The organism is Flavonifractor sp. An306 (genome assembly GCF_002159455.1).
Lineage (GTDB): Bacteria > Bacillota > Clostridia > Oscillospirales > Oscillospiraceae > Flavonifractor.
The window spans coordinates 1-12,981 of sequence record NZ_NFIQ01000087.1; the positions used below are offsets into that span (position 1 = coordinate 1).

General features: G+C 63.7%; 12 protein-coding genes, 1 pseudogene and 1 other annotated feature. Of the genes and pseudogenes, 1 reads left to right on the top strand and 12 read right to left on the bottom strand.

What is annotated here, in order from left to right:
- The 5 genes from tilS to B5F88_RS20795 all read right to left on the bottom strand — a co-directional run.
- The coding region (gene tilS, locus B5F88_RS16545; protein ID WP_087348281.1) for a tRNA lysidine(34) synthetase TilS at positions 1-787 on the bottom strand (787 nt) is incomplete at its 3' end.
- Between the two features lie 180 nt (positions 788-967).
- Positions 968-2,320 carry a replicative DNA helicase gene (dnaB, locus tag B5F88_RS16550; RefSeq protein WP_087348283.1) on the bottom strand — a complete coding sequence of 451 codons (1,353 nt, stop codon included), beginning with the start codon at positions 2,318-2,320 and terminating at the stop codon, positions 968-970.
- Positions 2,321-2,345: 25 nt separating this feature from the next.
- Complete coding sequence (rplI, locus tag B5F88_RS16555) at positions 2,346-2,792, bottom strand: 50S ribosomal protein L9 (RefSeq protein ID WP_087348285.1); 447 nt, start codon at positions 2,790-2,792, stop codon at positions 2,346-2,348.
- A 14-nt stretch (positions 2,793-2,806) separates the two neighbouring features.
- Complete coding sequence (locus B5F88_RS16560; protein ID WP_087348287.1) at positions 2,807-4,801, bottom strand: DHH family phosphoesterase; 1,995 nt, start codon at positions 4,799-4,801, stop codon at positions 2,807-2,809.
- Between the two features lie 111 nt (positions 4,802-4,912).
- Complete coding sequence (locus B5F88_RS20795; protein WP_087348289.1) at positions 4,913-5,092, bottom strand: hypothetical protein; 180 nt, start codon at positions 5,090-5,092, stop codon at positions 4,913-4,915.
- Between the two features lie 139 nt (positions 5,093-5,231).
- Between B5F88_RS20795 and B5F88_RS20800 the strand changes: the two genes are divergently transcribed.
- Positions 5,232-5,390: a hypothetical protein gene (locus B5F88_RS20800; RefSeq protein WP_162612223.1), complete on the top strand. Its 159-nt coding sequence runs from the start codon at positions 5,232-5,234 to the stop codon at positions 5,388-5,390.
- Positions 5,391-5,446: 56 nt separating this feature from the next.
- Here the strand turns inward: B5F88_RS20800 and ileS are convergent, their stop codons facing one another.
- The 7 genes and pseudogenes from ileS to B5F88_RS16600 form a co-directional block, all read right to left on the bottom strand.
- On the bottom strand, positions 5,447-8,242 hold the full coding sequence (gene ileS / locus B5F88_RS16570) for an isoleucine--tRNA ligase (RefSeq protein WP_087348291.1): 2,796 nt from the start codon (positions 8,240-8,242) through the stop codon (positions 5,447-5,449).
- A gap of 64 nt (positions 8,243-8,306) precedes the next feature.
- Positions 8,307-8,525 (bottom strand) — a binding site (T-box leader).
- An 82-nt stretch (positions 8,526-8,607) separates the two neighbouring features.
- Positions 8,608-9,330 carry a DivIVA domain-containing protein gene (locus tag B5F88_RS16575; RefSeq protein WP_087348294.1) on the bottom strand — a complete coding sequence of 241 codons (723 nt, stop codon included), beginning with the start codon at positions 9,328-9,330 and terminating at the stop codon, positions 8,608-8,610.
- Positions 9,331-9,368: 38 nt separating this feature from the next.
- Positions 9,369-9,869 (bottom strand): cell division protein SepF, encoded by a 501-nt coding sequence (locus B5F88_RS16580; RefSeq protein WP_087348296.1) that lies wholly within the window; start codon positions 9,867-9,869, stop codon positions 9,369-9,371.
- Positions 9,870-9,902: 33 nt separating this feature from the next.
- Complete coding sequence (locus tag B5F88_RS16585; RefSeq protein WP_087348298.1) at positions 9,903-10,610, bottom strand: YggS family pyridoxal phosphate-dependent enzyme; 708 nt, start codon at positions 10,608-10,610, stop codon at positions 9,903-9,905.
- Between the two features lie 27 nt (positions 10,611-10,637).
- Positions 10,638-11,915 (bottom strand): HlyD family efflux transporter periplasmic adaptor subunit, encoded by a 1,278-nt coding sequence (locus B5F88_RS16590; RefSeq protein WP_087348300.1) that lies wholly within the window; start codon positions 11,913-11,915, stop codon positions 10,638-10,640.
- 13 nt (positions 11,916-11,928) lie between these two features.
- A complete protein-coding gene (hfq, locus tag B5F88_RS16595) occupies positions 11,929-12,165 on the bottom strand; it encodes an RNA chaperone Hfq (RefSeq protein ID WP_087348302.1) in 237 nt (78 codons plus the stop codon).
- A gap of 77 nt (positions 12,166-12,242) precedes the next feature.
- Positions 12,243-12,981 (bottom strand): annotated as a pseudogene (locus B5F88_RS16600) (DNA mismatch repair protein MutL); the annotation flags it as partial.

The window sequence follows — 12,981 nt, forward strand, 5'->3', positions numbered from 1 at the left end:
TGGCGGCGGGAAGCTGGGCGATGTACCGGGCCTCGATCACCAGGTCGTCCTCCGCCCACCGGGCATGGGCGCAGGCCGCGGCGGCCTGGGCGTTCAGATAGTCGTTGTCGGAGCGGAGGTACCCCATGGTCTCCGCCGCGCTCTCGGTGAGCCGGGGGTTGAGCTGCCGCAGCACCGGCACCACCTGGCGGCGGATGCGGTTGCGGGCGTAGCTCTCGTCGGCGTTGGTGTAGTCCTCCACGTGGCTCAGTCTGTGTTCTTCCAGATAGGCTTCAATGTCCGCCCGGGAGGTGGTGAGCAGGGGCCGGACGATCTCCCCCCGCCGGGGCGGGATGCCCGCCAGCCCGTGGAGGCCCGCCCCCCGCACCAGATGGAGCAGCAGGGTCTCCAGGTTGTCGTCGGCGTTGTGGGCGGTGGCGATCCGGTTACACCCCAGCTCCTCCGCCGTCCGGCGGAGGAATTCGTACCGCAGCCGGCGGCCGGTCTCCTCCACCCCCAGGCCCAGGCGCTGGGCCTGGCCGTACACGTCCCCCCGCTCTGTCACAAAGGGGATCTCCCGCTCCCTGCAGAAGGCCTCCACAAAGGCGGCGTCGGCGTCGGCGGCCTCGCCCCGCATCCCGTGGTGGTAGTGGGCGGCCGCCACCTGGAAGCCCCCCGCCTCCGCCATGGACCAGGCCAGGTGGAGCAGACACATGGAGTCCGCCCCGCCGGACACGGCGCACAGCACCTTCCCGCCACGGGGGAACATATCATATTCGGTTGTGAGGGCCTTCACTTGTTCCAGCATAGGGGCTCCTTTTCGTTGCCGCATGGCAACATCAAAATCCGTCTTTGGGGGAATTCACTTCCCCCAAAGACACCGCGACCCGCGCCGCGGTGCGCGAAACCGGGGGTATCGAAACCGTTGTGCCGCATAGCGGCGCGGCGGTTTCGTATCCAGGGGGTATGGGATACCCCCTGGAGTGTTTTAATATTCCTCGTGCCGCCGGTCGATGGAGGAGAAGGTGGTGTACTCGGGCAGCCACTGCAGCTCCACCGTCCTGGTCTCGCCGTGGCGGTTCTTGGCGATGATGCACTCGGCCAGATTGTGGTTTTCACTGTCGTCATTATAATAGTCATCCCGGTAGAGGAACATGACGATATCGGCGTCCTGCTCGATGGCGCCCGATTCCCGCAGGTCGGACAGCATGGGCCGCTTGTCCGAGCGGCTCTCGGGGCCACGGGAGAGCTGGGACAGGCAGACCACCGGCACGTTCAGCTCCTTGGCCATGATCTTCAGGGCCCGGGAGATATCCGAGACGATCTGCTGGCGGTTGTCCCCGCTGCGCTGGGGACCGCCGGCGGAGGTCATCAGCTGCAGATAGTCGATGACCACCAGCCCCAGGTTATCCACCCGGCGGCACTTGGCGTTCATGTCGGCCACCGAGAGGGAGGGGTTGTCGTCAATGAGGATCTGGGTCTGATTCAGCGCGGCGGAGGCGGCGGCGATCTTGCCCCAGTCCTCCTCCCCCAGATTGCCGGTGACCAGCTTCTTGTTGTCCACAAAGGACTCGCTGGAAATGAGGCGCATGGCCAGCTGCTCCCGGCTCATTTCCAGGGAAAAGAACACCACCGTCTTGCCGGAAAATTTCCCGGCGTGGAGCAGCAGGTTGAGGGCGAAGGAGGTCTTGCCCATGCCCGGCCGGGCGGCCAGCAGGATGAGGTCGGACTTGTTCAGGCCGGAGATGGCGGCGTCCACGTCGGGCAGGCCGGTGGACAGGCCGGGCACCGCCCGGCCGCTGGCGGCCAGCTCGTTGAGCCGCTCGTACACGCTGAGGATCACGCTGGAGATGTGGGCCAGCCCCTGGGAGGCCCGGCCCTGCCGGATGGCGTAGATGCGCTGCTCGGCGATGTCCAGCACCTTCTGGGCGGTGTCGGTGCCCTCCTGCACCAGGGCGGTCAGTTCCCCCGCCGTCTCGGCGATGTGCCGCAGCAGGGCCTTGTCCTTGACGATGGTGACATATTCCTTCACGTTGGCCGCCGTGGGGGTGATGTCCATGAGCTGGAGGATGTAGTTGCGGGACGTGTTCTCGTCGTACACCCCGTTCTGCCGCATGTGGTCCAGCACCGTCACCGGGTCGATGGTGAGGGAAAAGTTGAACATGGAATAGATGGTCTCGTAGATCTCCCGGTTGGTCCGCAGATAAAAGTCCTCAGGCTTGAGGGCCTCGATGACCTCGGGCACACACCGGGCGTCAATGAGCATGGAGCCCAGCACGCTCTGCTCGGCCTCCACGCTGTGGGGCATCTGCCGCAGCAGCAGTTCTTCCTCGCTTGCCATACGCTCCGCCTCCCCGGAAAGTTTCTTACTCCTCGGCCACCATGACCTTCAGGGTGCCGGTGACCTCGTAGCCCAGCTTCACCTTCAGCTCGTAGGTGCCGAAGGCCTTGATGGGCTCATCCTGGACGATCTTGGTCTTGGGGATGTTGACATTGTGCTGGGCGCTGAGGGCGTCGGCGATCTCCTTGGAGGTCACCGCGCCGAACAGGCGGCCGCCGTTGCCACCCTTGGCCACCACCTTCACCGTCAGGTCTTTCAGCTTGGCGGCGATGGCCTCGGCCTCCGCCTTCTCGGCGGCCTCCTGGGCCTTCTTGGCCTTCTCCTGCATCTTCATGGTGTTGATGTTCTCGGCGGTGGCGGGCACAGCCAGCTTGCGGGGCAGAAGGAAGTTGCGGGCGTAGCCGTCGCTGGCTTCGATGAGCTGGCCCTTCTTGCCCTGTCCCTTCACGTCCTGCTGTAAAATCACTTTCATGGTTACAATCTCCTTTATTCGTCGGCTAAATACTGGTCAATGGCCTGGAAGAGCATCCCGGCCACTTCGTCTACGGTCTTGTTGGGCACCTGGGCCCCGGCGGTGGCGGCGTTGCCGCCGCCCCCCAGCTTCTCCAGCACCACCTGCACGTTCACGTCCCCCATGCTGCGGGCGGACAGGATCACCCGCCCCTCCTGGTCGGGGAAGAGGACGAAGGAGGTGTCGATGCCGGAGATGTTCAGCAGCTCGTCGGCGGCCTGGGCGGCGGTGATGCGCCCCACGGTGTGGTCCACCTTGGCCACGGCGATGCCGGACTTGTACATCCTGGCGGTCTGGATGATGTCGTACTTGGCGATGGTGCCCTCCAGGTCGTTCTGGAACAGCTTCTTCACGTCGCCGGTGTCGGCGCCGCTGCGCCGCAGGAAGGCCGCCGCCTCAAAGGTGCGGCTGCCTGTGCGCATGGTGAACTGCTTGGTGTCCAGGGCGATGCCCGCCAGCAGGGCCTCCGCCTCGATTTTCAGCAGGTCCGCCGGCTCCAGCAGGTACTGCAGCAGCTCGGTGGACAGCTCGCTGGCGGAGGAGGCGTAGGGCTCGTGGAAGTTGAGGGCGGCGTCGGCAATGTAGGAGGAGGCCCGGCGGTGGTGGTCGATGACCGCCACCTTGTGGACCGCCTCCAGCAGGTCCTGGCTCACCACCTGTTCCGGGCGGTTGGTGTCCACCACCACCAGCAGGCAGTTGGAGTCGGCCAGCAGGATCGCGTCCTGGGGGGAGAGGAACACGCCCTGATACTCCTCCACCGTCTCCAGCCGGGCGCACATCTCGCTGGCGGGATTGACCCCCGGCTCCTTGACGATGTGCACGGGGGTGCCCTTCTTCCGGGCCATGGCGCACACGCCGGCGGCGGCGCCGATGCAGTCCAGGTCGGGGTACTTGTGGCCCATGATGAACACCATGGAGGCGTCGGCCATCAGCTCCCCCAGGGCGTTGGCCATCACCCGGCTCTTTACCTTGGTGCGCTTCTCCAGCTCCTTGGTGCGCCCGCCGAAGAACTCAAAGTTAAACTTGTTCTTGATGACCACCTGATCCCCGCCCCGGGAGAGGGCCATCTCCACCGACAGGGCGGCGTACTGGTACAGCTCGCCCAGGCTGTCGGCGTCCTTGCCAATGCCGATGGACAGGGTGGCCTGGATGCCGGAAGGGCTGGTCACCTGGCGCACGCTGTCCAGCACGGAATACTTGCCCTCCTGGAACTGGGCCAGGAATTTTTCCTCGAACAGGAACAGATAGCGGTCCCGCTCATACCGGGTAAACACGCCCTGGGTGGGCGCCACCCACTGGGCCAGCCGGTCGTCAATCTCGCTGCGCATGGCGGATTTGGCGTTGTCGGTGGCCCCCTTCATCAGCTCCTCGTAGTTGTCCACTGTCAGGATCGCCACCACCGGGCGGCTGGCGTAATACTCGTCCCGCACCTGGGCAAAGTCGGTGACGTCCACCCAGTAGGTGGTGGCCAGGTAGCCCCGGGCCCCCTGCTCCTCGGTGCGGACCAGGTGGCCGTACACCAGAAACCGCCGGTCCCCAATGCGCACCTCGGTGGGGCACTCGTTCTTGCCCTCCATCAGCCAGCGGGAGGAGAAGTCGGGCACCGCCGCGGTGATCTTGGTGTCAAACATATGCTCCCGCTCCCCGGTGATCTGCAGAAAACGGTCGTTGGACCAGATCACCTCGTCGTTCTCCGGCCGGAAAATCACCATGGGCAGGGGGGCGTTCACCATGGTGTCCTTGGTGGCCGAGTCCATGTTGCAGGTGACGTTTTCGATGTATTTCAGAATTTCCTTCTGCCGCATGGCGTTGTTGCGGCGGAAGTAGAGGTAGAGAATGGCCACCACCGCCACCTGGATCACCGCCACCGGAATGGAGAAAAGGGCGGTCACCACCGCGAAAAGAATCAAAAAGGCAAAATACAGCCGAAAACTGGGTTCCATCAGATGGGTTAACTTATTTTTTCGCATGAGACACCTCCCGGCGGCGGATCGTATAACGACCCATAATAAGAGATTTTATTATACCAAAAAGCCGGTGCAAATACAAGTACAAGGGCGTCCGCTGGTGCGGACGCCCTCTCAATGCTCCGGCTTCACGGGGATTTCCCCGTGCTCCTTTTCGTACTGCTCCAGATAAGTTTCCACCGCAATGCAAAGCTGCATATTGACAGAACGCCTGCCTTGCTTGGCTAATGTGCGGATTTTTTCCATATGCACCTTTTCCAGCCGCAGAGGGTAGGGGTTAGCCTGAACGGACACCGCAATCACTCCAAATGACTCTAATAGATGCTTTTATAATATCTGTTCCACATTTTATGCACAATAGTTCTTATAGATACAAAAAGATATTGATTATTTCTATCTATTTGATATCATATAGATACAAGGAGGGGTGGCTATGCAGAAAAAGAAACAGACCATCACCGTCCAGGTGACGGCGGAGGACAAGAAAATGGCCCAAAAGCTGGCACAGCTGGAGTGCCGGTCGGTGTCGGGGTATCTGCGTCAGCTTCTGCGAAGGGAGATCCGGCGGTATGGAGGAGGCGATGCCTCCTAAAAAGCTACACAAAAGGACGCTGTGAAAACTCACAGCGTCCTTTTGTGTTATACGGATTACTGGCCCACCACGGCGGCGCAGCGGGGGCACAGCTCGGCGTGATGGCCGGCGGTGCCGATGTGCTCGTTGTGGTTCCAGCAGCGGGGGCACTTGGGGGCCGCGGACAGCTTGACGGCGATGGTGCAGGGGATCAGGCAGTCCTCGTTTTTCTCGCCCTCCAGGTTCTCGGTGGTGACGGTGACCTTGGAGACGATGCACAGGGTAGCCAGGTCCTCGTCCTTCAGGCTGGCGGCGTCCTCCGCGGACACGGAAACGGTGACCTCGGTGTCCTGGGCCTTCTTAAACACCCCGGCGTTGCGGGCGTTCTCCAGGGCCTTGTTCACGGCGTCCCGCAGGCTGACCAGCCTGTTCCACCGCGTCTGGGCGGCCTCGTCCAGGGTGAAGGCGGCGTTGTCCTCGGGCATGTCGTTGAGCAGCACGCTCTCGGCGTCCACGCCCTTGGCGTGCTTCATGGCGTGCCAGATCTCGTCGGAGGTGAAGGCCAGGATGGGGGCGATGAGCCGGGTCATGCCGTCCAGGATATAGTACAGGGCGGTCTGGGCGGAGCGGCGCTCTTCCTCGCCGCCGCAGTACAGCCGGTCCTTGATGATATCCAGGTAGAAGTTGGACATATCCACCACGCAGAAGTTATACACGGCACGGTAGACCCCGTGGAACTCGTACTTGTCGTAGGCGGCCCGGGCGGTCTTGACCAGCTCGTTGAAGGAGGCCAGGGCAAAGCGGTCCAGGTCCATCAGCTTGTCCACCGGCACCAGATTGGCGTCGGGGTCGAAGTCGCACAGGTTGCCCAGCATATACCGGGCGGTGTTGCGGATTTTCAGGTAGGCCTGGGAGAGCTGCTTCATGATGTCCTTGGAGATGCGCATGTCCTGGGTGTAGTCGGCGGAGGCCACCCACAGCCGCAGCATATCCGCGCCGTACTCCTTGATCACCTCGTCGGGGGAGACGGCGTTGCCCAGGGACTTGTGCATGGCCTTGCCCTCGCCGTCCACGGTCCAGCCGTGGGTGGCGATCTGGTGATAGGGGGCCACGCCGTTGACGGCGATGGAGGTGAGCATGGAGGACTGGAACCAGCCCCGGTACTGGTCGCCGCCCTCCAGGTAGAGGTCGGCGGGGTACTTCAGATAAGGCCGCTCGGCGGCCACGGCCGCCCAGGTGGAGCCGGAGTCGAACCACACGTCCATGATGTCGGACTCCTTGGAGAAGTGGGCCTTGCCGCACTTGGGGCACACGAAGCCCTGGGGCAGCAGGTCGGCGGGCTCCTTGTCAAACCAGATGTTGGAGCCGTGCTCCCGGAACAGCTGGGCCACGTGGGCGATGGTCTCGGGGGTCACAATGTCGGCCCCGCAGTCGTCGCAGTAGAAGATGGGGATGGGCACGCCCCACACCCGCTGGCGGGAGACGCACCAGTCGTTGCGCTCGGAGATCATGGAGATCATGCGCTCCTTGCCCCACTCGGGCTTCCACTGGATGGAGTCGCAGGACTTGACGGCGGCGTCCTTGATGGCGTCCACGGAGCAGAACCACTGCTCGGTGGCCCGGTAGATGATGGGATTCTTGCACCGCCAGCAGTGGGGGTAGGAGTGGGTGATGTTCTCCTTGGCCACCAGGAAGCCTTCCTTCTCCAGGTCCTCCACCACCATGTCGTTGCCCTTGGCGTAGAACTGGCCGTTGTAGCGCTCGTCGGTCATGACGCCCTTGGCGTTGACGGGCACCGGCACCCCGATGTGGGTCAGGCCCGCCTTGTCGTACTGCTGGCAGATCTGGAAGTCCTCCGCGCCGAAGCCGGGGGCGGTGTGGACGCAGCCGGAGCCGGCGTCCAGGGTGACGTGCTCGCCGTTGAGGATCACGCTCTCCCGGTCAAAGAGGGGATGGGTGGCGGTCATCAGCTCAAACTCGCTGCCCTTCAAGGTGGCCAGCACCTGGCAGGCCTCATAGTCGATGTGGGCGGCCTTGCACACGCTCTCGGCCAGGTCCTTGGCCAGCACGTACACGTCGCCGGAGGGCACCTGGAGCAGCACGTAATCGAATTCGGCGTTCAGGCAGATGGCGAAGTTGCCGGGGATGGTCCAGGGGGTGGTGGTCCAGATCACGAAGTAGAGCTTGCTCAGGTCGGCATACTGGCCCAGCTTGCCCTTGTCGTCCCGGACGGGGAATTTCACAAAGATGGTGGTACAGGGGTCGTCGGCGTACTCGATCTCGGCCTCGGCCAGGGCGGTCTGGTCGGCGGGGCACCAGTACACCGGCTTCATGCCCTTGTAGATGAGGCCCTTCTCGGCCATCTTGCCAAAGACCTCGATCTGCTTGGCCTCAAACTCGGGCAGCAGGGTGATATAGGGGTTTTCCCACTCGCCCAACACGCCCAGCCGCTGGAACTGCCCGGTCATCTTGGCGATATAGCCCTCGGCGTACTCCCGGCACTTGGTACGGAACTGGGCGGTGGTCATCTCGTCCCGCTTCACCTTCTTGTCCTTGAGCACGGCGGACTCGATGGGCAGGCCGTGGGTGTCCCAGCCGGGCACATAGGGGGCGTAGTGGCCGGTCATGTTCTTGTGCTTGACGATGATATCCTTGAGGATCTTGTTCAGGGCGGTGCCGATGTGGATGTTGCCGTTGGCGTAGGGAGGGCCGTCGTGGAGGACAAAGCTGGGCTTGCCCTCGTTGCGCTTTACCATCTTGTGGTAGAGCTCATGGTCCTGCATCTCCTGGAGCATGTCCGGCTCCCGCTTGGGCAGCCCCGCCCGCATGGGGAAGTCGGTCTGAGGCAGATGGACGGTCTGGTTGTAATCCATGGGTGGTTCTCCTTCTATCGTAAATTTTTGTTTTTTCAGGCAAACAAAAAGCGCCCTTGTCTCCCAAGAGACAAAGGCGCGAACCTCTGCGGTACCACTCTCGTTGTCCCGGACGGACCGGGACCGCTCAAAGGCCGGTAACGGGGCCAGCCGCGGCCGCTTACTGGAGTTCGGCGGCCATGCTCGGAGGTGATCTTCCCGGCCCGTCCTGTCCGCCTTGCACCAAAACGGCGGCTCTCTGCGCAGGGTTGGGGGCGGTACTCGTCCTCGTCATCGCATGTTTCCGATAAAAATAACTGGGAAACGCCCTTTTACAGGCGTCTCCCAGTATCTTACCTGTTTGCGCGGGTGATGTCAAGGGGATTTTAGCGGATCTCGTAGTCCTTGCCGAACTGCAGGTGGTCAAAGTCGATGCGGCGGGTGGGCTCCTCCGTCTCGTCGTCCTCCTCCGGCCTGGTCTGCTCCTGATTGCCGCTGCGGTTAAGCTCCATCAGCTCGGCGTACAGCCCGCCCTCCTGGGGGGCCTGCTCCTCCTGGGCGGGCGGGGCGCTCTCGCTCTCCCGCCGGACCAGCTGCTCCACGCTGTGCTCGATGTCCTTGACGGTCTCGGATACCCGGTCGGGCTGCTCCACCGGCGCGCTCAGCCGGGACAGGCCGCTGAGGTAGTCCATCTCGTGCTGATAGAGCTCCTTCAGCTTGCCCACATAGGCGGCGGTGGCGTTCTGGGCGGCCACCAGGCGGGCCTGCTCGTCCCGCACGCTCTGCTGGAGCTGGCCGATGCGGGCCCGGGCGTCCTCCTCCGCGCTCTGCAGCAGCTTGTTGCGCTTCTGCTCGGCCTCGGCCACCATGTCGTCCGCCATCTTCTGGGCGGTGAGCAGGGCTTTGCGCATGGCGTCCTCGGTGGAGCGGTACTCCTCCACCTTTTCCACCAGCACCTTCATCTTGGCCTTCAGGGTGGCGTTCTCCTTGTACAGCGTGGTATAGTCCGCCGTCAGGATATCCAGGAACTCGTCCACCATGGCCATATTGTACCCGCCGAAAGACGCCTTGGCAAAGGCGTGTTCAGAGACTTCCTGCGGTGTCAGCATAACAGTATTCCCCCTGATCTATCTTAGAAATACAGCTCTTAGAAATACAGCCCGTTGTTCTCCAGCTCGTCGATAAGATCCCCCAGGATGTCCACGTTGTAGGGGGTGATGATGTACGTGGAGATGGCCACCTTCTTGATCTTGCCCTCGTTGGCGTAGGCCACGCCGGACAGGAAGTCCAGCAGGCGGCGGGCGATGTCCTTGTTGGTGGACTCCAGGTTGAGCACCACCGTGCGCTTCTCCCGCAGGTGGTCGGCAATCTCGCTGGCGTTGTCAAACCGCTCGGGCTTCACCAGCACCACCTGCAGCTGGGTGGTGGTGTGGATGTTCACCACCTTGTTGCTCCGCCGCTCCGGCTCGGGGGAAAACATCCCGGCGCTGGTGTCCTGCAGCTTGGCGCTGCGCCGCTCCACCCGCTCGCCGCCGGTGCGGTCCATCCGCTCGCTGCGGGACACCGACTCAAAATCGTCAAACTCCTCGTCCTCTTCCTCGTCCTCATAGGGGCGGGCCAGACGCTTCAGCTCATCAAAAAATCCCATGATCGGTTATCCTCCCGAATTTCCTGTCCCGGGTCATACCGTTTTCATCGGCGGACGGGGGCCAAAGAGGGCCGTCCCCACCCGCACCAGGGTGGCGCCCTCCCGCACGGCGTCCTCATAGTCGCCGCTCATTCCCATGGAGAGACAGGTGATAGCAGTCTCATTATGGTCCAATTTCGTTCTTATGTCAACATAAAGCCGATACATTTTTGCAAAAAAGGGTCGATTTCCTCCCGGTTGCTCCACAATGGGGGGAATGGCCATCAGCCCCCGGAGGCGCACGTGGGGGCAGGCCATGGCCTGCTCCGCCAGGGCGTATACCGCCTCCGGCGCCACCCCGCTCTTGGAGGCCTCGCCGCCGATATTCACCTCCAGCAGGATGTCCTGCACCAGCTCCAGCTTGGCGGCCTGGGCCTCGATGGCCTGGAGCAGATGCTCCGAGCCCACCGACTCGATGAGATCCACCCGGCCCACCACCTGCCTGACCTTGTTGGTCTGCAGATGGCCGATGAAGTGCAGGGCCGCGCCGGCGTAGGCGTCGTCGTCCAGGTGGGCGGTCATCTCCTGCACCCGGTTCTCCCCGCAGACGGTGATGCCGCCGGCGATGGCCTGCCGGATGGTGTCCGAGCTCTGCACCTTGGTGGCCGCCACCAGGGTGACCTCCGCCGGAGCCCGGCCCGCCTCCCGGGCGGCCCGGGCGATGTTCTCCTTTACCTGGGCAATCCGTTCTTCCAGTGTCATGTCAGATTCCTCCCCCATGTTCTTTCTCTATTGGATGACCATGCCGTCGTACAGCTGGCCGGAGGCCACGATCACCACATCCCCCGCCCGGAGGGATTTGCGGTTGGAGTCGGCCGGCTCCACCAGCACGAAGCTGTCCCCTTCATACAGCACGGTGACCGGCTTGAACTCCGCCTGCTCGCCCACCAGGGTGTACACCCCGGGAACGGAGGTCTGGGACTCCTCCCCGGTCTCCTCGTCGGTGACGGTCTGCTGGTCCACCCGGAGGGCCTGCTTGGGCACCCGGATGCCGGTAATGGAGTCAAACACCAGCTCCACCGTCTGGCGGCGGAGCAGGGTGGTGTCCGACAGGAACTTGTCGGTGGAAAAGACCACCGCCGACCGGCTGTTTTCCGTGTCGCCGATGCGCTCCACCGTCATGTCCACCTCTCCCGACCAGTCCCGGGAAAACCGGACGGTCACCGACCGGCCCTCGATCAGGCGCTCCGCGTCGGCCTGGTCCAGGGCGCACACAAAATACCAGGTGGAGTTGGTAACCAGCTTGCCCACCGCCGTGCCGTCAACCGACGGCCGCTGGGCGGAGAGCTGATCCAGCTGGCTGGGAGTGATGGTGTCCAGCATGTCCGGGGTAATCAGGCTCTCATACCCGTCCACATAGCCGGAGAAAACCCCCGACTGGCTGGCGGTGACCCGCTGGGTGTTCTGGGCCGCCTGGGCGGACAGGGCGGAAATCTGGCTGTTCACGCTGTCCAGCGCCGCCTGCAGCTGGGCGGCGCTCTCCCCCTCCTCCGTGTCGTTGAAGGCGTACTCCCGCTTGTAGATCAGGCTCTTGAGATCCATGCTCCGGCTCTCCAGGCCGGTCAGGTCCCCCGACGCCACGCAGCTGCGCAGGGCCACGATGACGTCCAGCACCTGCTGGCTCAGCTGGGAGGAGTCGCCGCCCCCCTGGTCCAGGCGGTCTATGGCGTACTCCAGCTGTTCCTTCTCCAGCTCCAGCTGCTCCAGCTCCTCCCGGCGCTCCAGGCCGGAGCTGTCCTGGTAGAGCAGGGCCACCGTCCCGCCCCGGGACACCTTCTCCCCCTCCTGGGGCAGCACCTCCACCACGCCGCCGGTGCCGGTGAGCACCTGCTCCTGCCGCACCAGAAAGCCGGTGGCCTCCATGCTGTCGTCCACCGTGTAGGAGTAGGTCAGCGCCGTGGAAAAGGGGTCCCGGAAGCTCTGCCAGGCCGACACGCCCAGGTAGAGCACCACCGCCGCCAGCAGCAGCAGGACCACGATTTTGCTGTTCAGGGTTCCTTGCTTCATGGGATGCTCCTTGTTACTGCGCCCGCTCCTCCGTTTCCAGGGAAATGGCCCGCTCGGGGGCGATGGTGGAGATGGCGTGCTTATAGATCACCTGCTGCTTGTCCCCCGTCATAAGTACCACCACGAAGGCGTCAAAGCCCACGATCTGGCCCTTGAGCTGATAGCCGTTCATCAAAAACAGGGTGACGTTGGCCCGCTCCCTCCGGGCCCGGAGCAGGAACAGCTCCTGCAGGTTGTGTGTCTTTTGCATGTGGATGCACTCCTTTTTTCTCTGAGATGCATCCAATATATACCAATTTATGGGCGAATGCTGTCGCACTTTGGCGCTCACGCCCGGCCAAATCGTTTTTCCAGCTGGCCCCGGGTGAGCTCGATGGCCACCGGCCGGCCGTGGGGGCAGTATTTGACCTCCCCGGCCATCACCGCACGGGCCACCTTCTCCAGCTCCGCCCGGTCGTTTTTCTGGCCCCCCTTGATGGCCGCCTTGCAGGCCATGGTGTGGAGCAGCGCGTCCCGGGCGGCCTCCGGGTCGGCGGTGCCGCAGGTAAGCAGCTTCCCCGCCAGCTCCAGCAGCAGATCCGGGATCTCTCCCGCCGCCACGTCGCTGGGGGCAGAGCGGACAATGACGGCCCCGCCGCCGAAGTCCTCCGCCTCAAACCCGAACCGGCCCAGCAGGGACAGGTGGGAGAGCAGGGCGGCTCCCTCCTCCGCCGGAGGGGTGAACACCACCGGGGTCAGCAGAGACTGGACCATGGGCTGGTAGCCCGCCGCCTTCAGGCGGTCGAAGTTCATCCGCTCGTGGGCGGCGTGCTTGTCGATGAGCAGCACCTTGTCCCCCTGCTCCACGATGATGTAGGTGTTGAGCACCTCTCCCGCCAGACGCCAGGGCTCCTCCTCCGGCTGGGGCTGAGGTTCGGGCTGGGGCGGCGGGGAAACAGGTGCGGGCTCCGGCTCCGGCCGGACGGGCTTCTCCTCCGCCGGCTTGGGCGCGGGAGCGGGGGCCGGTTCTTCCGTCCAGACGGGGGGGACATACGCCGGTTTGGCCGGCCGGGAGGGCGCCGGGGTG

Excerpts from the sequence above, each read along its gene's own strand:
- B5F88_RS16585 (WP_087348298.1), bottom strand. The coding sequence starts at position 10,610 with ATGACACTGGAAGAACGGATTGCCCAGGTAAAGGAGAACATCGCCCGG.
- B5F88_RS20800 (WP_162612223.1), top strand. The coding sequence starts at position 5,232 with ATGCAGAAAAAGAAACAGACCATCACCGTCCAGGTGACGGCGGAGGAC.
- rplI (WP_087348285.1), bottom strand. The coding sequence starts at position 2,792 with ATGAAAGTGATTTTACAGCAGGACGTGAAGGGACAGGGCAAGAAGGGC.
- dnaB (WP_087348283.1), bottom strand. The coding sequence starts at position 2,320 with ATGGCAAGCGAGGAAGAACTGCTGCTGCGGCAGATGCCCCACAGCGTG.
- B5F88_RS16560 (WP_087348287.1), bottom strand. The coding sequence starts at position 4,801 with ATGCGAAAAAATAAGTTAACCCATCTGATGGAACCCAGTTTTCGGCTG.
- B5F88_RS16575 (WP_087348294.1), bottom strand. The coding sequence starts at position 9,330 with ATGCTGACACCGCAGGAAGTCTCTGAACACGCCTTTGCCAAGGCGTCT.
- B5F88_RS16590 (WP_087348300.1), bottom strand. The coding sequence starts at position 11,915 with ATGAAGCAAGGAACCCTGAACAGCAAAATCGTGGTCCTGCTGCTGCTG.
- B5F88_RS16580 (WP_087348296.1), bottom strand. The coding sequence starts at position 9,869 with ATGGGATTTTTTGATGAGCTGAAGCGTCTGGCCCGCCCCTATGAGGAC.
- ileS (WP_087348291.1), bottom strand. The coding sequence starts at position 8,242 with ATGGATTACAACCAGACCGTCCATCTGCCTCAGACCGACTTCCCCATG.
- hfq (WP_087348302.1), bottom strand. The coding sequence starts at position 12,165 with ATGCAAAAGACACACAACCTGCAGGAGCTGTTCCTGCTCCGGGCCCGG.